The sequence below is a fragment of the Marinobacterium aestuarii genome, assembly GCF_001651805.1.
Taxonomy (GTDB): domain Bacteria; phylum Pseudomonadota; class Gammaproteobacteria; order Pseudomonadales; family Balneatricaceae; genus Marinobacterium_A; species Marinobacterium_A aestuarii.
On the sequence record NZ_CP015839.1, the window covers coordinates 3,539,766 to 3,561,818 of the forward strand.

Annotated in this window: 14 protein-coding genes and 9 tRNA genes; 1 reads left to right on the forward strand and 22 read right to left on the reverse strand. The window is 59.2% G+C overall.

Annotated elements, in window-relative coordinates; genetic code table 11:
• Positions 1 to 34: 34 nt before the first annotated feature.
• The 15 genes from A8C75_RS15475 to A8C75_RS15545 form a co-directional block, all read right to left on the reverse strand.
• Positions 35 to 110: transfer RNA gene (locus A8C75_RS15475), tRNA-Glu, on the reverse strand.
• Between the two features lie 23 nt (positions 111 to 133).
• Positions 134 to 209 (reverse strand) — tRNA-Gly (locus A8C75_RS15480).
• A gap of 34 nt (positions 210 to 243) precedes the next feature.
• Positions 244 to 319: transfer RNA gene (locus tag A8C75_RS15485), tRNA-Glu, on the reverse strand.
• A 41-nt stretch (positions 320 to 360) separates the two neighbouring features.
• A tRNA-Gly gene (locus A8C75_RS15490) sits at positions 361 to 436 on the reverse strand.
• Positions 437 to 486: 50 nt separating this feature from the next.
• A tRNA-Glu gene (locus tag A8C75_RS15495) sits at positions 487 to 562 on the reverse strand.
• A gap of 74 nt (positions 563 to 636) precedes the next feature.
• Positions 637 to 2,304: a diguanylate cyclase gene (locus A8C75_RS15500; protein ID WP_067384357.1), complete on the reverse strand. Its 1,668-nt coding sequence runs from the start codon at positions 2,302 to 2,304 to the stop codon at positions 637 to 639.
• Positions 2,294 to 2,683, reverse strand: coding sequence for a response regulator (locus tag A8C75_RS15505; RefSeq protein WP_067384360.1), 390 nt, complete (start codon positions 2,681 to 2,683; stop codon positions 2,294 to 2,296). Before A8C75_RS15505 ends, A8C75_RS15500 begins: the two co-directional genes overlap by 11 nt.
• Before the next feature lie 135 nt (positions 2,684 to 2,818).
• On the reverse strand, positions 2,819 to 5,797 hold the full coding sequence (locus tag A8C75_RS15510; RefSeq protein WP_067384363.1) for a PAS domain S-box protein: 2,979 nt from the start codon (positions 5,795 to 5,797) through the stop codon (positions 2,819 to 2,821).
• A complete protein-coding gene (locus tag A8C75_RS15515) occupies positions 5,797 to 9,345 on the reverse strand; it encodes a PAS domain S-box protein (RefSeq protein WP_084784106.1) in 3,549 nt (1,182 codons plus the stop codon). The genes A8C75_RS15510 and A8C75_RS15515 overlap by 1 nt, the downstream gene beginning before the upstream one ends.
• 35 nt (positions 9,346 to 9,380) lie before the next feature.
• A complete protein-coding gene (locus A8C75_RS15520) occupies positions 9,381 to 10,901 on the reverse strand; it encodes a response regulator (protein ID WP_084784107.1) in 1,521 nt (506 codons plus the stop codon).
• Positions 10,902 to 10,912: 11 nt separating this feature from the next.
• Positions 10,913 to 13,525 (reverse strand): EAL domain-containing protein, encoded by a 2,613-nt coding sequence (locus A8C75_RS15525; RefSeq protein ID WP_084784108.1) that lies wholly within the window; start codon positions 13,523 to 13,525, stop codon positions 10,913 to 10,915.
• A gap of 430 nt (positions 13,526 to 13,955) precedes the next feature.
• A tRNA-Gly gene (locus A8C75_RS15530) sits at positions 13,956 to 14,031 on the reverse strand.
• A 34-nt stretch (positions 14,032 to 14,065) separates the two neighbouring features.
• Positions 14,066 to 14,141: transfer RNA gene (locus A8C75_RS15535), tRNA-Glu, on the reverse strand.
• Positions 14,142 to 14,181: 40 nt separating this feature from the next.
• Positions 14,182 to 14,257, reverse strand: a tRNA-Gly gene (locus A8C75_RS15540).
• Positions 14,258 to 14,290: 33 nt separating this feature from the next.
• Positions 14,291 to 14,366: transfer RNA gene (locus tag A8C75_RS15545), tRNA-Glu, on the reverse strand.
• A gap of 131 nt (positions 14,367 to 14,497) precedes the next feature.
• Here A8C75_RS15545 and A8C75_RS15550 point away from each other — a divergent pair.
• On the forward strand, positions 14,498 to 15,193 hold the full coding sequence (locus A8C75_RS15550) for a hypothetical protein (protein ID WP_067384375.1): 696 nt from the start codon (positions 14,498 to 14,500) through the stop codon (positions 15,191 to 15,193).
• A 71-nt stretch (positions 15,194 to 15,264) separates the two neighbouring features.
• On the opposite strand, the gene A8C75_RS15555 is transcribed toward A8C75_RS15550, so the two are convergent.
• From A8C75_RS15555 to A8C75_RS15585, 7 genes are all read right to left on the reverse strand, one after another.
• Positions 15,265 to 15,822, reverse strand: a complete 558-nt coding sequence (locus A8C75_RS15555; RefSeq protein WP_067287019.1) for an acyl-CoA thioesterase — start codon at positions 15,820 to 15,822, stop codon at positions 15,265 to 15,267.
• A gap of 125 nt (positions 15,823 to 15,947) precedes the next feature.
• Positions 15,948 to 16,883, reverse strand: coding sequence for a 5-oxoprolinase subunit C family protein (locus A8C75_RS15560; RefSeq protein WP_067384378.1), 936 nt, complete (start codon positions 16,881 to 16,883; stop codon positions 15,948 to 15,950).
• Positions 16,883 to 17,569, reverse strand: coding sequence for a 5-oxoprolinase subunit PxpB (pxpB, locus tag A8C75_RS15565; protein ID WP_067384381.1), 687 nt, complete (start codon positions 17,567 to 17,569; stop codon positions 16,883 to 16,885). Before pxpB ends, A8C75_RS15560 begins: the two co-directional genes overlap by 1 nt.
• A complete protein-coding gene (locus A8C75_RS15570; protein WP_067387377.1) occupies positions 17,569 to 18,303 on the reverse strand; it encodes a 5-oxoprolinase subunit PxpA in 735 nt (244 codons plus the stop codon). Before A8C75_RS15570 ends, pxpB begins: the two co-directional genes overlap by 1 nt.
• A 206-nt stretch (positions 18,304 to 18,509) precedes the next feature.
• Positions 18,510 to 20,141 (reverse strand): acyl-CoA synthetase, encoded by a 1,632-nt coding sequence (locus A8C75_RS15575; protein ID WP_067384383.1) that lies wholly within the window; start codon positions 20,139 to 20,141, stop codon positions 18,510 to 18,512.
• 52 nt (positions 20,142 to 20,193) lie between these two features.
• On the reverse strand, positions 20,194 to 21,132 hold the full coding sequence (locus A8C75_RS15580; RefSeq protein WP_067384384.1) for a branched-chain amino acid ABC transporter permease: 939 nt from the start codon (positions 21,130 to 21,132) through the stop codon (positions 20,194 to 20,196).
• 24 nt (positions 21,133 to 21,156) lie between these two features.
• Complete coding sequence (locus A8C75_RS15585) at positions 21,157 to 22,044, reverse strand: branched-chain amino acid ABC transporter permease (RefSeq protein WP_067384387.1); 888 nt, start codon at positions 22,042 to 22,044, stop codon at positions 21,157 to 21,159.
• Positions 22,045 to 22,053 lie beyond the last annotated feature (9 nt).

Sequence of the window (22,053 nt, forward strand, 5' to 3'; positions counted from 1 at the left end):
CCTGAGGTAAGTCAAAAGCAGGAGCTGGTCGAAATGGCGTCCCATAGGGGGTTCGAACCCCTGTTACCGCCGTGAAAGGGCGGTGTCCTGGACCACTAGACGAATGGGACTGACTGAATCCCCGGACGAGGATTGGAGCGGGAAACGAGACTCGAACTCGCGACCCCGACCTTGGCAAGGTCGTGCTCTACCAACTGAGCTATTCCCGCTTATTCTTCTTCCAACCGAGCGGCTGTCAGAAAGTGGCGTCCCATAGGGGGTTCGAACCCCTGTTACCGCCGTGAAAGGGCGGTGTCCTGGACCACTAGACGAATGGGACTGATAAAACTCCTCTTGCGAGGAATGTCCTCTTTCGAGGATTGGAGCGGGAAACGAGACTCGAACTCGCGACCCCGACCTTGGCAAGGTCGTGCTCTACCAACTGAGCTATTCCCGCTGAACGCTTGCGCGCTTGCCGTATTTCCGCAGGCTGTGCCTGGCATGAAATGGCGTCCCATAGGGGGTTCGAACCCCTGTTACCGCCGTGAAAGGGCGGTGTCCTGGACCACTAGACGAATGGGACGCTGCGGCCTCTTCACCAGAAGAGGCGCGTATTCTATGCCCAGGATCAGGAGCTGTAAAGCCCCTCAAGGAATTTTATTGGCGCGCTACGCCGAACCCGGCTTCGCTTCGCGGCGGCAGCTTCCCGTGCCAGCCCACCACACAGTTGCGCCCAGCGTCCTTGGCCGCATAGAGCGCCTGGTCAGCGCATTCAATAAACTGATCGGCGTGCAGCAGTTCAAAATCTTCACTGCAGGCGATACCGGCACTTAGCGTGCAAGCGAAGGTTTCACCTTCATGCTCGAACTCAAGCGCCGCGAAGGCTTCGCGCAGCCAGTTGCATTGGCGTTCCGCCCCCTCTTCCTGACAACTGGGCAAAATGGCAAAAAACTCCTCGCCGCCGTAACGCCCGACCTTGTCCGTGCCCCGCAAACGGGTTTTCAGCAAATGCGCCAGAGCCCGAATCACGGTATCGCCCCGGGCATGGCCATAGGTATCGTTCACCTGTTTGAAGTGATCGATATCCAGCATGACCACACTGAAGCAGCTTTCCTCCCGTGTCGCGCGCAGGCACTCGGCAGCAAGCGCTTCCTTGATATGCACATGATTCAACAGCCCGGTCAGACCATCGCAGGCGCGCAGGTTGGCAAGACGACGCATACGCTCTGCCCGCACTCGAACGACCGACACCAGATACTGCTCGGAGATGGGCTTGGTAATGAAATCGTCCCCGCCCCGATTCAGCGCGTGCAACTGCCGCTCCCGGTTAATTTCCGCCGACAAATAAATGATCGGCAAGCCGGTCCATTCGTCGTAGTAGCGCAGCGCCGCGGCCAGCTCGACACCGCTATAGCCCGGCATGTGGATATCGAGCAACAACAGGTCCGGCCGAAAATCCTCCAGCCGACGCAGCAGGTGGGTCGGGTCAGGCTCGATCTCTGCCCGCATTCCCGCATTGAGAAGCGCCTGCTGATAACTGAGCGACAACATCTCGTCATCGTCCACAATCAGAATGCGATAGGGTATTTCCGTATGATCCCCCACCAGCGAATCGACCTTTTCAACCAGTTGCATCACATTCAGTGGCCGCACGAAAAATGCCGCCGCGCCCAATCTTGCCGCTTCAAGTCGGGACTCAAAGTCATCCTGCTGTGAAATGAACACCAAGGGCACACCGGCAAGAGACAGGCGTTGCAAAAGCGACTCTGGAAGCGTTACCCGCTCGGCATCCAGTATCAGCACACCCTGCGTGGGCTCGGGAAACACCAGCGCATCTTCCGCCGCCTGGAGCCCATCCAGTGGTTTAACTGCAAAACCGTACTGACGCAGTGAGCGCAATAAATTCTGCTCACGGGTAACCGCGCCCATCAGCAGCCAGATCGTTGGCATAACGCCCTGGGACGGGGTCTCGAGCGTGCTGACCGGCGCGGCCAGATGCTCAGTCGAATTGAGCCAGCGCTCGCCCAGTGCCAGAACGTCCCGCACCAGCGCCTGACGGGCGTCTCCCTCAAGCAACTGACCGCCACGGATTGCCTGCTCCAGCCGGCTGGCTTCAAGCCCCAGCGCCTCCTGCCCGAAAATGCCAGCGGAGCCCGCAATACGGTGCAGCCCCTGCTTCAGAGCATCAAAACGCTCAGTATCCAGACGCCCCTTCCCCCAGGCCAGCGCCAGTTCGCCGAGGTAGGCAACGGTCGCCGGCAGGCGCTCCAGATAGCGCTGACGCTGCAACTTTAACGTTTCTACTGCACGGTCTTTAGCCGTCATTCAAGCCACCCCAGATGGACTTCAACTGATCAGCCAGGCTCATGGGATCAAAAGGCTTGCTCAATACATCCACAGCACCGAGAGACCGGTAGTGTTCGACTTCCGAGGGCTGCACCTTGGCCGTCATAAACAGCACTGGCGTTTGCGCCAACGCGGGTATCTGGCGCAGCCCCGCCAGCGTCATAGGGCCATCCAGCCCCGGCATCATGACATCAAGCAAAATAAGCTGGGGCGCAAACGCCTCTGCCTCGGCCAGCGCCTGATCGCCGGATGAGCACACCTTCACATTGAGTCCACCGACCATTTCGAGCGCCACCTGGGCGACGACCCGGATATCCTCGTCATCCTCGACATAGAGCACGCGATCCAATTCCGTCATTCTGCTTTTTCTCCCTGACTATATATGTGCCAAATACAACACGCTTTTAACGCTTTGGCTGAGATCCTGTTCAGCTATGCGCGCTCTAACCCGCGCACTGTCGACGTCATCCAGCCACTGGGCTGACCAATTCCGTCATTCTGCTTTTTCTCCCTGAGTATGCTGTGCCAAATGCAACAAGCTTTTAACACTTTGGCTGAGATCCTGTTCAGATATGCGCGACTTGACCAGCGTACTGTCGACGTCATCCAGCCACTGGGCTGACGTATCCTCCACCGTCAGCACCAGTACACGGGGCGAATCCCTGAGCCCCTGAATATGCGGCAACAGGGTGCGGGTGCGGTTATCCTCAATCCCGACATCCAGTATGACCAGATCGTAGGCGCGGTTTTCGAGCCTGGCCCTGGCATCTTCAATGCTGTAGGCCTGTTCGACATCCACCGCCAGGCGCTCAGCCAGGCGGTGCAGGGTCTGATCCTGCGCATCGCGCACATGCAGGACTCGCCCATTCCCCGCCACCGCAGCATCCAGCCCCAGCTGGCTGCGACTGGACAGCACACTGCGACGACGCTCAACAAAGGGCCGCCCCTGCTTGTCCTGTCGCACATTGGCCGACGCCACCCCATCGCGATTTGCGCGGGGAAACTCCACATAAAACACACTGCCACAACCCGGTTCAGACTCAAAACCGACCCGCCCGCCCATATGTTCGGCCAACTCCTTGCAGATCGCCAGACCCAGCCCGGTACCGGCGGTTTTCTTGGTATCAGAGCCATCGGCCTGGGCAAATTTCTCAAACACGTAGGGGCGAAATTCAGTGGAAATACCCATGCCACTGTCCTCTACCGACACCCGTACCCAGGCGCCCAGCACATCCACATGCACCCCTACCTCGGACCCCAGTGGTGAAAACTTCACTGCATTGGAGAAATAGTTCGCCAGAATCTGTTGCACGCGCTGTTCATCCACCCAGATGCGGGGCGGCTCATCAGGCACACGGCCCTGCGTCACCGTCACCTTATAGGGTTCTGCGTAACCGGCTATGCCCTCCAGCGCCTTGCTCACCAGCTCGGCCACATCCTGGGTGCGAAGATCAAACTGCATCTTGCCGGCGGTAATTTTTTCAATATCCAGCAAGTCATTGATCAGATGGATGAGTCGTTCGCTGTTTTTTAGCGCTATAGCCAGCAAGGGCCTGGCACTTTCGGGCACGTCTCCCAGCACACCGCCGCAGATCAACCCCAGGGACCCGGCAATGGATGTAAGGGGTGTACGCAACTCGTGACTCACGGTGGCGATAAACTCGCTTTTCATTGCATCAATGCGCTTGCGCTCGCTGATATCGGCGCCAATACACACATAACCGCCGATCTGGCCGCGCTCGTCCCGCACCGAGGTGATGGATACCTGGGCCGCAAAGCGCGAACCATCCTGCCGCACGTAGGTCCACTCATGCTCTTCGGCTGAACCATTGCGCGAGCGACCGACCAGCACCTCGACACCGGACTCAGCGGCAAACTCCAGCCCCTGTGCCACGGCACTGGCAGCCAGCTCCTGCGCGTCATGTACAAAGGTCAGCCGCTGCTGGTTCACCACGTCCTGCGAGCGATAACCCAGCATGCGCTGCGCGCCACGGTTAAACGACCGCACCACACCTTCCTGATCGCAGAACATGATACTGAAGTTGGCACTGTCCAGGATTGCGGTCCGGTGGGCTATTTCTCGCTGCAGCACCAGCTGGGTCCTGTTGCGGCTAATCTCATTGCCCACCCAGCGGCTGAACAGCTGAATCAGGTTGAAGTCGATCTTGCCGAAGGGGTGTGTACGCGCATCCGGGCCGGAAAAATTCAGCGTTCCATAGCGCAGTCCATCCACCAGCAGGGGCGCCCCTATGTAAGCCTCAAGCCCGAAATTCTGATAACAGGGATGCTCACTGATGTCGCTCTCACCGGCATGATGAAAGCCCAGCGGTGAATCGGCCTGCAAACAGTGCACGCAATAGGTCGAGCCCAGTGAAAAACGGCTTCCCGGCTCAGGAGCTCCCTGCGGGCCGCTGATAAATTCAACCCGGTAATCATTCGCCTCGATACAGCTGACGATGGCCAGCGGCAGCTCGAACACATCCTTGCCCAGTTGCAGCAGCTGCTCGACCTTGCGCTCGAAGGACCAGCACGAGGTCGTGATTGTATGCAGGCGTTCCAGCGCAACGGAGTACTTTTTTTGCTCCTGTTCGGCGCCGTGGCGCAAGCTGATATCCCGCAGCAGGAGCACAAACTGCCTGCCACCGCGGCGGTTCACCGCCGAAAGCCCCACCTCCAGCGCAAAGACACCACCATCGCTGCGCTGCCCCTGCAATACGATCTCGCGCCCGTCGGCCCGCTGAGTAAACGCCTCGAACTCCGCAGCGGACCCCAGGCCGCTGTGCCCATCGACCGGCGAAAACAGCAGCGAGTCCAGACTCTGTCCCAGCAAGGCATCGCGATCATAACCAAACATCTGCGATACCGCCTGATTCAGATCACAGATAATCCCCCTGGCGTCCAGCGTCATGATGCCATCGATAACATGGTTCATGACGGCACGGCTGTAGGACTCGGCCTCACTGAGGCGCAGCATCAGGGTTTCATACTCGGCCTGTGCCAGCTCGCGCTCGACACAGTCGGCCAGATCCCGCAACGCACTGAGTTGCGCCTGATCCAGAGCGCGGGGACTGTCGTCGATAATGCACAGGGTGCCGATGCGCAAACCCTCGAGAGTACGCAGCGGCGCGCCCGTGTACATGCGAATGTTCGGCGCCAGTTCAACCAGGGGGTTGTCGGCAAAACGCGGATCGGCATGCGTATCAGGCACATGAAAGACACCGTCTTGCAGAATGGCATGACCACAAAAGGATATGTTGCGGGGTGTTTCACAGGCATCCAGTCCCTGGCGCGACTTGAACCATTGCCGATCAGCATCCACCAGACTGACAAGCGCTATCGGCACCTGAAACAGGGCCTTCGCCAGGCGAGTCAGGCGGTCAAACCGCTCCTCCGCCGACGTATCCAGAATATACAGGCGCTGAAGTGCCGCCAGCCGTTGCGCCTCATTATCGGGAATGTCAGGCGCCTGCATCAGTTAGCCCCCGTATCCAAAGGAGTTGCGGTCTCGCATTCAATCGCCGTCGCTATCACGCGTCTGGCCCGGGTTTGCTCCAGCAGAGCGCGTAACTGCTCAAGCAGATCCTGTTGTGAGACCCGGGACTTGAGCAACACCGCATCAACCTGCTGCGCCTCGGCAAAGCTGACTTCGGTCGCCGACAACAGCATAATTTGCGGCCGCTGGGTCAATTCTTTCAGCTCCGGCAGCAAGGACCAGCCAGACCCGTCTGGCAACCCCAGATCCAGAATCACCAGATCATAGGCTTCCTGCGCCAGTTTGCGCCTTGCGCTGGCAAGCGATCCGGCCCGATCGAGAGAGGCCAGTTCACTGACCATGACGTTGACCACCTCGCACAGGTCCTTGTCATCTTCGACATGCAGAATCCGTGGCACCGATGCCGGCAGCCCCTTGGGCAGCATATGCCTGAGACTTGCCAGCAGCCGCATTTCATCAATCGGTTTGCTCATCCAGTCGACCACGGGGAAGTTGCCGCCAATTTCCAGCCGGCCTTCTTCGGCCACGACCGAAACCACCAGGATAGGCAGTGGCTCGCGACCTTCATCCTGCTCCCACTCCCGCACTTTGCGGATAATTTTGCTGCCGGCAATATCAGGCAAGATAAGGTCCAGCGTCATGGCGTCGTAGGTCGCTACCCGCAATTGCGCCAGTGCCTGCTTGCCATTGAATACCACATCATTGGCGACCCCGCCGCGCTTAAGCATCAGACTGATAAGGCGCGCAATATCAGGCTCGTCTTCCACCACCAGTACTCGCGGCGCACCTTCTGGCAGCGGCGTATCCGGGTCCGGCTCACTGCTCTCAATCTTCAGATCGTCAAACTCGACGTAAAAACAGCTGCCCTGCCCCTCAATCGAATCAAAACCTACGCCGCCACCCATGCACTCGGCCAGCTCCTTGCAGATCGATAACCCAAGGCCGGTACCTTCTGTCGACTTGGTATCAGACGCGTCCGCCTGCGCGAACTTCTGGAAAATGCGGGCATGAAAGGATGCCGGAATACCTCGCCCCTGATCCCGCACAGTAACGCGCACACGCCCATCCAGCTCCTGCACCGCAAGCTCAACCACCCCGCCAGAGGGTGAGAACTTGATGGCATTGGAGATGAAGTTGGCCAGAATCTGCTGCAGGCGCTGCTCGTCGGCCCGGACAAGCGCATGCCCCACGCCGCCGCCAGCCAGCATCAGTTCGACACTATGGGCCTCGGCATAGCCCTGATTGACTTCGCAGGCGCGCTCAAGCTGGAACGACATGTCCAGCGTCTGGAAATTGAATGTCATCTTGCCCGCAGTGATCTTTTCGATATCCAGCAAATCGTTAATCAGATGAATAAGACGCTGACTGTTCTTCTGGGCAATATCCAGCAACGGCTTCGCCTTAAGCGGCATGTCCCCCAGAGCACCACCGGCCAGCAAGCCCAGCGAACCCGAAATCGACGTCAGGGGCGTACGCAATTCATGGCTGACCGTTGAAATGAACTCGTTTTTCATCTGTTCATTGTGCTTGGTCTGCGAGATATCCCAATTGGTGCCGGTCATGCGCAGCGGACGCCCAGACTCATCACGACTCAGGATCGCAAACGCCTTCAGCCAGCGAATCTCACCTCCAGGCAGGATGATGCGCAGCTCACACTCAACCGGGTCGCTCTTGAGCAAGAGCCCATCCAGCGTCTGCTGCACGCGCCGCTGGTCGTCCGGATGCACCTGATCAATCCAGCTGCGGTAACGGCCATCAAACTCGCCCTCTGCATAGCCGTAAAGGTCATGCATATTGGCATCCCAGATCAGCTCGCTGGAAGCGAAGGCATAGTCCCAGATACCCACCTTGGCCGCCTGGGTTGCCAGCTTGAGGCGCGTATTCAACTGCTGCACCTGACGCTCTGCCTGCTTGCGCTCACTGACATCATGCATGACAACCACAGCGCCAAGCTGCTGGCCTTCCGGACTCAATATCGGCTGACCACTGCAGACAACGGTGCGCCGGGGCAACCCGACCGGTGCAATCACAACCTCGACATTCCGTACCACCTCGCCCTTCTGTGCCCGAAACAGCGGAATATCATCCTGCCTCAGAATGCTCTGTCCGTCCGCGGCATAGAGGCTGTAATGCCGCCCCCAGCGCTCGGGGGCCAGCGGTTCAGGCGGTAAACCATGAAACTCAAACGCGGCATTGTTAAACAGGGTCAGGGTACCCGTCTCGTCACAGGCGACAACACCGTCGCTCAGGTTATCCAGCACTGTCTTGAGAAACTCCCGGTCCTTCACCAGCGCCTGTTCGGCCTGCTTGCGCGTGCTGATATCCTGCACGATCGACCAGATCACTTCTCGCCCGGCTTCATCCGCCAGCTTTACGCCACTGAGCAACACTGGAAAGCGGCTACCATCCTGGCGGATAAAGGCGGATTCAAAGGGCCCGTATCGACCCGTTTCAGCCAGGCTGGTCTCTATATCCTGCTCAGTCTGGGCGCCTGGCCGTGCGGCCACAGCCTCATAGTCAAGCTCGAGAAACGCCTCTCGGCTGTAGCCTGTCGCCGTTAGCAGGGCATCGTTAACGTCCAGAAAACGCCGACTGCCGACATCCGTCATGGCGATACCCACCGGCGACAGATCAAACAACAGCTGCAAGCGGGACTCGGTCGCACCCAGCCGGGTTTCAACCTGGCGACGCCGGGAGGTTTCCTGCTCCTTCTGCTTGAACGTCTGATACATGCTGCAGAACAGGCCCGCCATCAACGCCAGATAGCTGAGAATCTTGACCAGATGAGCGCTGACAAAGGAGACATCAAACAAGGTCGCCGAAAAAGGCATGATAAGCCACTGCGAAAGACTGCTCAGCAGCAGTGTAATGACAAGCCAATACTCGAAGCGATCCTCGGACCAGCGTCGATCGCGCCATAAACCGACCAACGCCAGCAGAAAGAAAGTGCCCGGAATAAACTCTTCAGGGCGGGATAACAGGGCAAGATCAAAATGCGCCTGGGGCAAGGGTGCCAGGGCAAAGAAGAGGAAACAGCCCACCGCCACAACACCGGTCATGATGAATACCGGCGAGGCCAGCTGTTTCGAGTCTATCTGCATAGCCCAGGGTGCTTTGCGCAACCACCACCACATAAACAGCAAGACAGCGAAGTAAAAACGCGAGACAAACCAGCTCCAGGGCGCCAGGCGCTCCAGTGATGAGGGCGCGTCTGATTCAAACCCTGCGGCACTCAGCAGACAATGGGAGCCATCCAGGAGCCCCGCGCCCACCAGGCCCGCGCCCAGCACCAGGAAACCAATTTCGGGGCGACTGTAGAAACGCACCAGCGCAATACCCCCGGCCACCAGTGCCAGCACAGTCGCCACGAGTTCCATCAGCGTATGGGTCGCCGCACTGCCAACACCCCAGCTGCCAGACAGCAAGAGCCACAGGTACCCGCCAAACACCGCCACCGCCAAAAACACGAACCAGACAGGGCTCCAGCGAGCTCCAGCCCCGGCATCATCCCTGTAGGGCTGAACCATTGTGTTACACCTCAAACTTGCTTGATAAACAACACTCACTCGGGCTGAACGATCACGAATGCCTTATAGGAACGCCCGTCCGCATCTCCAAATGGCGTAATGGTACTTTCTACAGTAATGGCCCGCCCATTGCGATGCTGCAAAGTCATTTGCCCCTGCCAGGTTTCACCCACTGCCAGGCACATGACGATAAGGTCATGCAGCTGCTGCGATAGCGCCGGCAGGCCCTCCTGGCGCCAGGCCTGGGCACTGTCGTACCCAAGCAGTGCGCGCAGTCGCCCGTTTGTCATTGTCAGGCTGCCTGTCGCATCAGCACGTGCCAGGGCGATGCCATGACTAACGCCATCCAGCAGGCGCTCATGTTCATATGACAACGCCTGATAACGCGCCCCCAGCAAACGCATGCGCCGGGCCCTCCAGGCCCTGGCACGCACTGCCGCGAGCAATGCAACGGCACGTATGGGCTTGAGCAGAAAATCATCACCTCCCAAGCCCAGCGCCATCAGCTGTGTTGCCGCACTCTTTTCCGCGGACAGAAACAGGATCGGCAGGAAGGCAAACTGATCTTCTTCCCGCAGGATCGCCGCGATCTCCGGACCACTGGCCTGCAGCATGGAAATATTCAGCAGCAACAGGTCCGGACCGAAACTGCGCAGCATGTCCAGGGTTTCGAGTGGCTGATGCAGCACTTGAACACACATGCCGGCATCGAGCAGGGGTTTTGCCGTCAGCTCGGCCTGCACCGGATCATCATCCACCACCATCACGCGATAGGGTTCGGCCGGGCGGCGCAGGGAGAGTTCATCCACCAGCTCGAACAGCCGGGCCGGCTGAACCGGCTTGGTCAGATAGCGGGAGGCACCGGCACGAAAGGCCGCCAGGCGCGCGGGCACATCATCGCGGGCAGACAGAAACACCACCGGTGGCGCATTTTCCACCGTGGCCAGCACTTCAACCACCACTTCGGCCCCGGCCTGCACCCGCTCGGCAAAGACCATGTCAGCCAGCACCAGATCGGCCCGGTGCCCCCCCAGCCAGGCATCCCGGAAGTCAGCGGTTTCCTCGAACACCCGCACATCGTAGCCATGGGACTCGAGCAGTGTCTGCAACACGGCAGCCTGTTCCAGGTCATCTTCCAGCACATCAATGGAAGGCCTGAGCGTGTTAGCCAGGCTCGGCGCCTGATCCACACCCAAGTCAAATACAACACCATCATCCCAGCGTCGCTGCTGCGGGCTCGACAGTGGCACGCTTTTCATGGATTCGAGCAAGCCCGTCCAGACAGCCCACTCCGCCTGTGTGGGCCCCGCCTTATCCTCACTCCAGCCTTCAATAAAATCCAGCAGACAGCGTGCCTTGCCCCCAAGCCCTGACTGACCAAAGGTACCCGCCGCACCCACCAGACTATGCAACAATCGACACAGCTCCTGTACCGGACCCGACTGCCAGTAGCCAGGCCCGACCCGTCCGGCCTGCATGCAGATTGCCTGCAATCGCGTAGGCAATTTTTCCAGAAACGCCAGCGCAAGAACGTCCATCGTCTTTTCAGTATTCATATGCACACCCGTCAATGAACCTTGGACTCAGCGCACAAGGCGCCACCGACAGTAGGCTCGAGCCACTCGCGGAGCAGCACCTCGGCGGGCTCAGGCCTTGCGAAAAAATATCCCTGCATACGATCACAGCCCCTTTGGCGCAAAAAGTCTGCCTGCGCCCGGGTCTCAACCCCCTCCGCCACAACCGACAGGTGCAGACTCTTGGCAATACCAAGAATCGCCTCGACGATGGCGGCGTCATTACTTCCTTCGGCTAGATCCTGTACGAAACTCTTGTCGATTTTGAGTTCGCACAGCGGCATCTGCTTGAGCCTGGCAAGATTGGAATAGCCGGTACCAAAATCATCAATCGAAAACTGCAAACCCAGGCGCGACAGCTCAGCCATGACACCCACAGCATCGCCCATTTCATCACCCAGCAGACTCTCGGTAACTTCCAGTACAAGGTTCGCGGGGTTTGCACCTGTCTGCTGCAGGATATGCTTGACGCTTTGTACGAATCCCTCCTGCTGAAATTGCCTTAAACTGACGTTTATCGACAGGGGCAGCACAGGGCCAGAGGCATTAACCCGTACGCTTAGCTTGCACACTTCGGCAAATATCCAGGCTCCCAGCTCAATAATCAGCCCGCACTCTTCGGCCACCGGGATAAACTGCACCGGCGGAATAAAACCACGTGTGGGATGACACCATCGTGTCAGCGCTTCAGCCGCAACCATGCGGCCATCACCGTTGACCTGTGACTGCAGGAATATAAACAGCTCACCGTGCATTAGCGCATGGCGCAGATCGCGTTCCAGATCCGCAAATTCCTGCACCTGCAGCTGCATACCCGCCTCGAAAAACGTGACTTCCCCCAGCCCTGCAGCCTTGCTGCGATAGAGCGCTATGTCCGCCTCGCGCAGCAAGTCTTCCGCCGTTTCCAGCCCCTTGGGCAACAGCGTAATGCCCATGGATGCCTGCAGGTGATGCTGATGACCGTCTATCTCAAACGGCTCACGCACTGCCAGTGCCAGCTTGCCCGCCAGGCGCCGAACCGTACGTGAGACATCAGGCGATATACTGGCGTCCAGATCCGGCAGCAATACCACAAACTCGTCCCCCCCCAGCCTTGCCACCGTATCCTGCTCGCGCACCAGCGCTTCCAGCCGCCGCGACAGCACTTTCAATGCGGCATCGCCCACACTGTGCCCGAAGACATCATTGACACGCTTGAACTGATCCAGATCGAGAAAAATCAGCGCCGACACCCGACGATGACGGCGTCCGGATGCCAGTACCATCTCCAGCCGATCCAGCAGCAAGCGGCGATTTGGCAGCCCCGTCATAGGGTCAAAAAAGGCCATCTGGTGCAGCATGGCTTCACTTTCCCTGTGCTCGGTCACATCCTTGAGCACAGACACATAATGGGTAATAGTGCCCCGCGAGTCCCGCAGTACCGTTGAAGTCACTTCAGCCAGATAATCGCCGCCGCTCTTGCGTCGCAGCGTCAACTCGCCGTCAAAACCGCTGGATGAGAGCAATTCCTGACACCAGTTTTCCCAACCTTCCTCCCCTTCATCACTGCAATTCAGCTCCGACAGATGCCGCCCTACTATATCGGCACGCCCAAAACCTGTCTGGGCTTCAAAACAGTCGTTTATCTCCGTCACATGACCGCGCGCATCCAGAATTGCAATGGCGAGATTTGCCTGATTCATCCCGCAACTCAGTGTCCGCAGCCGATCGCGATCACCGCGCAGCTGCAGGGCAATAGCCGTAATACTTGCTGCGACCGCTGCGACCTCATCGACAACAAGCTGCGAGAGCGCCCCCTGGCGATAATAGATATCGATGCACCCCAGCATCTTGCCGGCACTGACCACCGGGTGCGACAGACTCGCCGAGAACCCCTGTGATACCAGCGCATCCCCATGCTGACGCCAGCTCGCACTGGTTGCGATGTCGTCGATCTGCACCGGCTCGGCCCGGCTGATCGCAAGGGATGCAGGCCCCGGCATATCGCCCGGCGTCATATTCTCGAAAGCTTCCAGGTAGCGATCAGAAAGCCCTGCTGTGGCACCGCAGCCTAGCCGATACCCATCATCTTGCAGCAGGAGAATACAGACAGCCGACTCAGGCAACAGAGACAAAACACCGCGGGCCAATGACTGGAGTTGACCTGCCAGCGGCCTGGCTAGCGCTACTGGGTCCAGCAGCGAGGCGCGCAGCTGTTCCAGCCCGCGCCTGTGCCGCTCATCCGTCACATCGGTGAAAAACCACGCAAAGGCCTCCGGCGGCCTTTCGCTCTCGTGCAGAGGCTGACTCTGCAGATGCACCCAGCGCACAGCACCCGCGGTCGGATAAAAGAGAATTTCAATATCAAGAGGGTCCCCGCAGGATCGCGCCCTATCGATTTGATGCAGCTGCTGAGGGTCCGAGGCTGGACCCTCGAAATAGGATAGCGCCGCACGACGCAAGGCGTCCTGCGGCTGACAGCCGGACAAGGAGCAAAATGCCTCATTGACCCAGAGGGCCTCTCCCCGAGGCGAGACGACCATGACTGCACAGGGCGCCAGTGACAATGCACGACAAAGTGAACTCGTTTCAGCATGCAGCAATTTGAACTCTCCCTGTAACCCCATCCCAGACACAGAATGAAGAACTCACTTCCTCGCACTACCACCGTCTTCGCATATAAGACAGCGTGTCAAGCATCCGTGTTCGATAACAGGAATATAGCGCCCGTTATGAAAATGGTCTCGCAACCGCACAAAGCAGATTACACAATCGGACAATGCTTGCACATACAGTTGACGTCGTCTGTACACAGTAAATCCGTTACGCTAAAACCGAGCACCCTGGATCACCCTCATCCGCACCTGCAAGCATTCAGATAGAGCAGAATATTTCGATCCCGAAGATCGCCGACGACAGTGCTGCACCGGCTAACTATAGTACCCAGCGTCGCACAACGCAGACGATAAAGAAAAATGAGTCGACAGATAGTACACCGGAAAATAGCGGTGACTGCATGCAAGCGTAACAGGGGACAGATGAAAGTACGGAGTGATCTGGAGCGGGAAACGAGACTCGAACTCGCGACCCCGACCTTGGCAAGGTCGTGCTCTACCAACTGAGCTATTCCCGCTAATTTTTCTGTCAGCCGATCAACTGTCAGAAAATGGCGTCCCATAGGGGGTTCGAACCCCTGTTACCGCCGTGAAAGGGCGGTGTCCTGGACCACTAGACGAATGGGACTTACTAACACCTCTTGCGAGGCATACCCTCTTTCGAGGATTGGAGCGGGAAACGAGACTCGAACTCGCGACCCCGACCTTGGCAAGGTCGTGCTCTACCAACTGAGCTATTCCCGCTAATTTCCCGCCAGCCGATCGACTGTCAGAAAATGGCGTCCCATAGGGGGTTCGAACCCCTGTTACCGCCGTGAAAGGGCGGTGTCCTGGACCACTAGACGAATGGGACATTTCGCTTTGGCTTAACGCCAAATGCGGGGCGTATATTATTTCCGACGCCGGCGTAGGTCAAGGGTTTTTTAAGGTTTTTTTCCTATAAAATCAATATGTTCATTTTTTAGCTAACTCGTCAGGATAGCCATGAGCCCGACCGAAACAGGACTATTGATTCTTGCCGCCATACTGCTCTGTACCCTGGCCGCAAGCCTAACCCAGCACCTTGTTAACCGGCGCCAGTTGCGCCTTGCACGCAGCACCGAGTTGCAGGAGAACATACGTCACCTGACCTACCTTGCGGACAACCTGCCCGCCCCCTTCCAGAGTACCGATATCCGCCATGCACTGGCGGCAAGCCTGAGTCTCACACTCACAGAACTGCAGCAGCTGGCGCCGCGCGCCTGCAGCGAGCAGGAGCGCCTGACACTGGTACAGCACCTGGAGGAAACACCTGACGAGCCCGACCTGCCCCCGGGGGCACTGACACGGTTGCCGGATCAGCACAGCGCCCGCCGCGTACGCGCCCTGTTGCGCGATCTGGCGCAGCTGCTGCGCCTGCAACAGCAACGCCAGGAATTGCCGAGCGAAATGGCGGAACTGTGCCTGCGTCATATCAAGAGCGGCTACCACCGCGTGAGCTGCGACTTAGCCATCATGGATGCCCAGGCAATGGAAGCCGGCGGGCGGGCCCAGGTGGCCGCACATCAGTACCGCAGCTGCCTGGGCAAGCTGCGGGCCATTCGCGCCATGCAAAATACTGCACCCCAGATCCAGAACCTGCAAACCCACCTGGAGCAGCTCGAGCGCCGGCTGAACGTTTCCCAGGCGCAGGGCGACTAGAGCCGCGCTCTTCTAGCCAGGCCTCTCAACGCCAAGCTTCTTGACCCCAAGAAAAGGCCGTCAATAGCCGGTTAGCGCTGCAGGCGGCAATTCTCCCCGTCCAGACGCCCAAGGTCGATCTCCACATCCAGCTCCCGCCGCGCCTGACGCAGTTCGTCCTTGTAGGTGCGTTTGAACTTGCGCCGCGTAATCCCTTCCAGGAAGCGCTTGACCTCAACATCATCCTCGAGCACCAGGCCCGGTACCTGCACCGGCAGGCGCGTTTCCTCATCCACCGCCACCATGGTGAAGTAGGAGGTATTGGTCGGCTTCACGATGCCCTTGTGAAAGTCCTCCGACACGACCTTGATGCCGATTTCCATCGAGGATTTCCCGACGTAGTTGACCGACGCATAGAGCGTCAGCAGCTCCCCCACTTCCACAGGGTTAAGAAAATCCACCGAATCGATCGACGCCGTGACGCAATAACAGCGCGCATGGGTCGCAGCACAGGTGTAGGCAATCTTGTCCATCAGCGACAGGATGATGCCGCCGTGTACCTTGCCACCGAAGTTTGCATAGGAGGGCACCATCAGTTCCTTGAGCACCTGCTGGGATGCCTTGACCGTTCTGAATTCGTTTTCTGACATCTGCCGAGTCCTTACTGACACTGAAATAAATGCGCAAGGCCTTGCGGCCTTAACATGCTTGCCGGGATTCGCACCCGGCTGCCTAAGATAGCACTAGCGCCAAAGCCCCTGCGACTGATTTTCCGTCACCGCCCGGGCGTGCCTATGCAAAAAAAGCGATTAAAGGCCAGACGCTCGGTTTCAACCTCCCAAGCATCACCAGGTGTGAATCGAATCACCGCGCCCGGCCCGCGCTGGGCCAGCTGCGCGGCATCGAGTGTCGCCACAGAGCCGATTTTCGGATAGCCACCGATGGTCTGGCGATCCCGCAACAGCACTATGGGCTGACCATCCCCCGGCACCTGCACGGCGCCATAGGCAATACCCTCGGAAATAATACCGTCCAGGCGCGAGTGAATTGCAGGCCCCGACAGCCGATAGCCCATGCGATCGCTGTGGGGCGATACCTGATAGTCGCTACTGAAAAAACGCCGGACTTGAGCCGCATCGAACTGATCGTACTGATAGCACGGCAGCAACCGCAGACACAGCGGCGCGCTGTAATCGGGTACATAGCGCGGGGGCACCTGCCGCGGCCGTTTTCGCGGTGCCGATCGGTACTCAAGCCGATCACCCGCCTCCAGGCGCCGGCCGTCCCCCTGCAGACCACCACAGCCCTCACGCATCACAGTGGCACAACTGCCGTGCTGCAGCTGTGCCTCAAAACCGCCGCCGACCGCCAGGTAGGCGCGCATGCCACTGCGCGCCGCAGCAAAGCTCAACTCATCCCCGGCCTCGAGCCAGTAACTGCCCCAGGGCTCAATTGGCTGCTGATTGATACGGGCCGCAAAATCAGCCCCGGTAATGGCGATCTGGGTAGGCTGGAGCGCGCGCAGGCGCACTGGGCCCAGAGTAATCTCCAGCGCCGCACAGTTGTAATGATTCTCCAGCAACCGATTGGCCCAGAGAAAGGCATGTTCATCCAGCGGCCCACCGCTGGCCATGCCAAGATGCTGCATGCCGTAGCGGCCATAATCCTGCAGCAGCGTCAGGAAACCGGGTTTGATAACCTCGAATGCCATCAGATTTGCCCCCCGGCCTGCACAAAGTGCTCAAGGCTTACGGGCTCGAACCGCACCCGGCTTCCGACCTGCAGCGGACTTTCACTGCGCTGGCACAGCGCCAGCATATCCACCGCCGTACGCCCGATAATCTGCCAGCCCCCCGGCGACACGCAGGGATAGACCGCTGTCTGCCGGTCCGCCAGTGCCACACTGCCGGCCGGCACCCGGGTGCGGGGCGAAGCCTTGCGCGGCACCTTCAGGCGCGCATCCGTATTGCCCATAAAGCAAAAACCGGGACTGAAACCAATGGCGTACACCAGATACTCCTGGCCGCAGTGCAGAGCGATGACCTCATCCCGGGACAAGCCTGCAAGCTGCGCGACCTCATCCAGATCAGGTGCCACCTCGGGGCCGTAATAGACGCCGACAGACATAACCTCGCCACTGGCCTCGCTCTCATAAGCAACGCTGTCCAGATCATGCAGCGCTTCGCGCAACAAGGCGCAAAACGCCATCACGCCCGTGCGGGACAGATCCAGGCTTATAAAAATGCTGGCATAGGATGGCACCAGGTCGGTGACGCAGGCCCCTAAACGGTGGCGTATCAGCGCGGCGGCACGGCAAACCCGGGCGCAGACAGCAGGTTCAATCTGCTCGCCCAGGTACAGCATGCAACCGGACTCGCCGGCGGGTTCGATCCGCATCACGACAAGGCCGCGCGTATGCGCCCGACCGCGGCCAGCAGCTGTTCGTTGTCGCCATGCAGGCACAGGGTATCGGCCTGTAACGGGATAGTGCCGCCCTCCAGCGTGCTGACCTGCCCCTGCTCGACAATCTCGCGCACCTGCTGAATCACCCGCTCGGCATCGGTATGCACGGCGCCGGGTTTGATGCGCGGCACCAGTCGCCCGTCGGCGCCGTAGGCGCGATCCGCAAAGGCCTCGAACCAGAGCTCAACGCCCTGAACCGCCGCCCGTTCGCGCAGTGCAGCATTGGCACTTTCGCCCGCCCCCAGCACCACCAGCGGCAAGTCCACACCGTAGCGCCGTACGGCCGCGATCATGCTGTCCAGGGTTGCTTCATCGCGCATCATCTTGTTGTAGAGCGCCCCATGGGGCTTAACATATTCGACCCGCCGCCCCTGGGCACGGCAGATCCCGTCCAGCGCACCTATCTGGTACAGCACACAGGCTTCCAGCTCCTCTCCCTCGAGGGCAAACTCGCGGCGCCCGAACCCCAGCAGGTCGGGATAACCCGGATGTGCGCCTATGCTGACGCCATAGCGACAGGCCAGCATCACGGTACGCGCCATGGTCATCGGGTCGGATGCGTGCATGCCACAGGCAATATTGGCCATGTCGACGAAGGGCATCACCGCCGCGTCATTGCCCTTGACCCAGCTGCCGAAGCTCTCGCCCATATCACAATTGAACTTCATGGAGTGACCTTCCGAAATCGTCTGATCACTTATGATAAACAAAACCTGAGCCTTTTTGTCGCGGCTTTGGGCGCCTCCCCCAGCGTACTTCACCCTATCCGCCGCGCCCCAGGTTGCTTTTCACACAACACGTACAAGGCACGCACAAAAAAGGCTTCCCGCAGGAAGCCCAGAATGCACTCAGAGTACTGGCATCAAACCATCGGCTAGGGGAGTTCCCTGGCCTGGGCCCGCAGCACGAATTTCTGAATCTTGCCGGTGGAGGTTTTGGGCAGCTCGCAGAACACCACGCTTTTGGGCACCTTGAAGCGCGCCATATGCTCGCGGCAGAACGCGATTATCTCATCCTGGGACGCAACAGCCCCGGCCTTGAGTGTCACAAAGGCACAGGGCGTTTCACCCCACTTATCATCCGGGCGCGCCACCACGGCGGCTTCGGCAACAGCGGGGTGACGGTACAACACATCCTCCACCTCGATGCTGGAGATATTCTCGCCACCGGAAATAATCACATCCTTGGAGCGGTCCTTGATCTCGACATAGCCATCGGGATGCCACACCGCCAGATCGCCGGAATGAAACCAGCCGCCGGCCAGGCTCTCCTGAGTCGTGGCAGGATTTTTCAGATAGCCCTTCATCACCAGATTGCCACGCATCATGATCTCGCCGATGCTCTGGCCATCCTGTGGCACCGGTTGCAGCGTCTGCGGGTCCGCCACCATAAGCCCGTCCAGCATGGGGGCACGAACGCCCTGACGTGACTTGAGGCGCGCCTGCTCCGCCAGTGGGCGCTCATTCCAGCCCTCATGCCAGGCACAGATGACCGACGGGCCATAGGTTTCGGTCAGGCCATAGACATGGGTCACCTTGAAGCCCAGTTCCTCCATCCCCTGGATCACCGCCGCCGGCGGCGCCGCCCCGGCGGTCATGACCTTGACCGCGTGCTCGATACCCTGCTTGAGTGCATCCGGCGCGCCGTTGAGCATATTCAGCACTATGGGCGCGCCACAGAAGTGATCCACCTTCTCGCGCCTGATGGCGTCGAAAATGGGCTCGGCCCGCACATGGCGCAAACACACAGCGGTGCCGGCCGCCAGCGCCAGGGTCCAGGGAAAACACCAGCCATTGCAGTGGAACATCGGCAGCGTCCACAGATACACAGGATTATCCCCCATGTTCCAGGACACCAGGTTACTGGTGGCATTCAGATAGGCGCCGCGGTGGTGATACACCACCCCCTTGGGATCCCCGGTGGTGCCGGAGGTGTAGTTCAGCGAAATGGCCTGCCACTCATCATCTGGCAGGGTCCAGGCTTCGCTATCATCCCCTTCACTCAGCAACTGCTCGTAGGTCAGTTCGCCAATCAGCTCCCCCTCCTGCCAGCCCGGATCATCAATATCGATCACCAGCGGCGGATGGGCCATGCCTTGCAGTGCCTTGGCCACGACGCCTGAGAATTCCCGCTCGGTGATCAGCACCCGGGCCTCGGCGTGCTGCAGGATAAAAGCGATAGCCTCGCTGTCCAGGCGGGTATTGATGGAGTTGAGCACGGCGCCACACATGGGCACACCGAAGTGCGCCTCGAAGTGCTCCGGCAGGTTCGGTGCGATGATGGATACCGTATCACCGGGCTGCACACCGCGCCGGCGCAGCGCGCTGGCGAGTTTCAGGCAACGTTCATGGGTCTCCCGCCAACTGCGGCGCAACGCTCCATGCACCACCGCCGTGCGATCAGGATAAACAATGGCCGCACGCTCCAGAAAACTCAGCGGTGTCAGGGCGCTGAAGTTGGCCGGCGTCCGCGCCAGCCCCTGTTCGTAAGGATGTTGTTCTGACATACAGGCCCCTCGGCTCAGGATAAAATAGCGATCAGGATTCCCCCGGGCGCGCTCAGAAGTTCTGCTTCAGCACCTTGCGGAACTGGCCGACAATGCCGTTGCGAAACGCCAGTACGCAGATCACGAAAATCGCCCCCATGATGATATGGATATAATTCCCCAGTTCTCCGCCGGACAGATAGTTCTGTATCGTAACGATGGCTGCCGCGCCCACCAGGGGCCCGAACAGGGTTCCCATGCCGCCCACCAGGGTCATCAGTACCACTTCGCCGGACATATGCCAGTGCACATCGGTCAGCGATGCCAGCTGAAACACCAGTGTCTTGGTGGAGCCTGCCAGCCCTGCCAGCGCCGCCGAGATGATAAAGGCCACCCATTTGTAGTCATTGACGTTGTAGCCAAGGGAAATGGCGCGGGGCTCGTTTTCGCGAATCGCCTTGAGCACCTGACCAAAGGGCGAATGCACCGTGCGCTGAATCAGCCAGAAGCCGAACAGGAAAATGGCCAGTACAAAGAAGTACATCTGCAGGTTGTCAGACAGATCAATCACGCCAAACAGATGCCCGCGCGGCACACCCTGCAAACCGTCTTCCCCGCCGGTAAAAGGCGCCTGCAAATAGAAGAAGAAAGCCAGCTGGGCCAGCGCCAGGGTCACCATGGCGAAGTAAATGCCTTCGCGGCGCACCGCCAGCTTGCCGTAGAGCGCGCCTATCAGGCCCGCCGCCACAGTGCCGGCCAGAATGCCCAGTTCAGGCGTGATGCCGGTATTGATCATCAGATAACCGGTAACATAGCCACCCGTTCCCAGAAACACCGCATGACCAAAGGACAGCAGCCCGGCAAAGCCCAGCAGCAGGTTAAAGGCGCAGGCGAAAAGTGCAAAGCACAGCACCTTCATCAGAAACACCGGATAGAGCACAAAGGGTGCGACCAGTGCCAGCAGCAGTAACACCAGGTTCAACTTTGAATGGGTAAAGATTGACGTATTCATAGACGTTTCCTCCGCGATGCCGGCTCAGGCTTCCTTGCCGAACAGGCCCGCAGGTTTGAGCAGCAAGACAATAACCATCACCAGGAAGATCACCGTACTGGAGGCCTCCGGGTAAAAGTATTTGGTCAGACCTTCCACGACACCCATGCCAAGGCCGGTCAGAATGGCACCACCGATCGAGCCCATGCCACCGATAACAACGATGGCGAAGACGATAATCAGCAGATTGGAACCCATGTCCGGTGACACCGAATACACAGGCGCGGCCATCACACCGGCAAAACCCGCGAGACCCACGCCAAAGCCAAAGGTCAGGGTGACCATCAGCGGCACGTTGATGCCAAAGGCCTGCATCAACTGCGCGTTCTCGGTGCCGGCGCGCAGATAGGCCCCCAGACGGGTCTTCTCGATCATCCACCAGGTCACGCCACACACCAGGATAGAGGCGACAACGATCCAGGCCCGGTAGGCCGGCAGGTACATGAAGGGCAGTTTGAAACCGCCCTGCAGCGCCTCAGGAATGGCGTAGGCCATGCCGGATGAGCCGAACACATGGGTAAAGGTGCCCTGCAGCATCAGCGCTATGCCAAAGGTGAGCAGCAGGCTGTAAAGGTGATCTTCCTTGGCGATGGGACGAATCAGCAGCCGCTCCATCAGTATGCCCACAGCCCCCACGGCCAGCGGCACAACAATCAGTGCCAGCCAGTAATTGATGCCCAGATAGTTGAGTGCCATCCAGGCGGCGAAGGCGCCCAGCATGTACATCGCGCCCTGGGCGAAATTGATGATTTTCAGCAGACCGAAAATAATCGCCAGTCCCAGGCTCAGCAACGCGTAGAAGGAGCCGTTGATCAGGCCGACTAGCAGCTGACCAAAGAGCCCGAACAGATTAATGCCAAGAAAAGTGGCCATAAGGTACCC

What these genes read in the sequence shown, in the direction of transcription:
- A8C75_RS15500 (WP_067384357.1), bottom strand. Translation starts at nt 2,304, where the DNA reads ATGACGGCTAAAGACCGTGCAGTAGAAACGTTAAAGTTGCAGCGTCAG.
- A8C75_RS15505 (WP_067384360.1), bottom strand. Translation starts at nt 2,683, where the DNA reads ATGACGGAATTGGATCGCGTGCTCTATGTCGAGGATGACGAGGATATC.
- A8C75_RS15510 (WP_067384363.1), bottom strand. Translation starts at nt 5,797, where the DNA reads ATGCAGGCGCCTGACATTCCCGATAATGAGGCGCAACGGCTGGCGGCA.
- A8C75_RS15515 (WP_084784106.1), bottom strand. Translation starts at nt 9,345, where the DNA reads ATGGTTCAGCCCTACAGGGATGATGCCGGGGCTGGAGCTCGCTGGAGC.
- A8C75_RS15520 (WP_084784107.1), bottom strand. Translation starts at nt 10,901, where the DNA reads ATGAATACTGAAAAGACGATGGACGTTCTTGCGCTGGCGTTTCTGGAA.
- A8C75_RS15525 (WP_084784108.1), bottom strand. Translation starts at nt 13,525, where the DNA reads ATGGGGTTACAGGGAGAGTTCAAATTGCTGCATGCTGAAACGAGTTCA.
- A8C75_RS15550 (WP_067384375.1), top strand. Translation starts at nt 14,498, where the DNA reads ATGAGCCCGACCGAAACAGGACTATTGATTCTTGCCGCCATACTGCTC.
- A8C75_RS15555 (WP_067287019.1), bottom strand. Translation starts at nt 15,822, where the DNA reads ATGTCAGAAAACGAATTCAGAACGGTCAAGGCATCCCAGCAGGTGCTC.
- A8C75_RS15560 (WP_067384378.1), bottom strand. Translation starts at nt 16,883, where the DNA reads ATGGCATTCGAGGTTATCAAACCCGGTTTCCTGACGCTGCTGCAGGAT.
- pxpB (WP_067384381.1), bottom strand. Translation starts at nt 17,569, where the DNA reads ATGCGGATCGAACCCGCCGGCGAGTCCGGTTGCATGCTGTACCTGGGC.
- A8C75_RS15570 (WP_067387377.1), bottom strand. Translation starts at nt 18,303, where the DNA reads ATGAAGTTCAATTGTGATATGGGCGAGAGCTTCGGCAGCTGGGTCAAG.
- A8C75_RS15575 (WP_067384383.1), bottom strand. Translation starts at nt 20,141, where the DNA reads ATGTCAGAACAACATCCTTACGAACAGGGGCTGGCGCGGACGCCGGCC.
- A8C75_RS15580 (WP_067384384.1), bottom strand. Translation starts at nt 21,132, where the DNA reads ATGAATACGTCAATCTTTACCCATTCAAAGTTGAACCTGGTGTTACTG.
- A8C75_RS15585 (WP_067384387.1), bottom strand. Translation starts at nt 22,044, where the DNA reads ATGGCCACTTTTCTTGGCATTAATCTGTTCGGGCTCTTTGGTCAGCTG.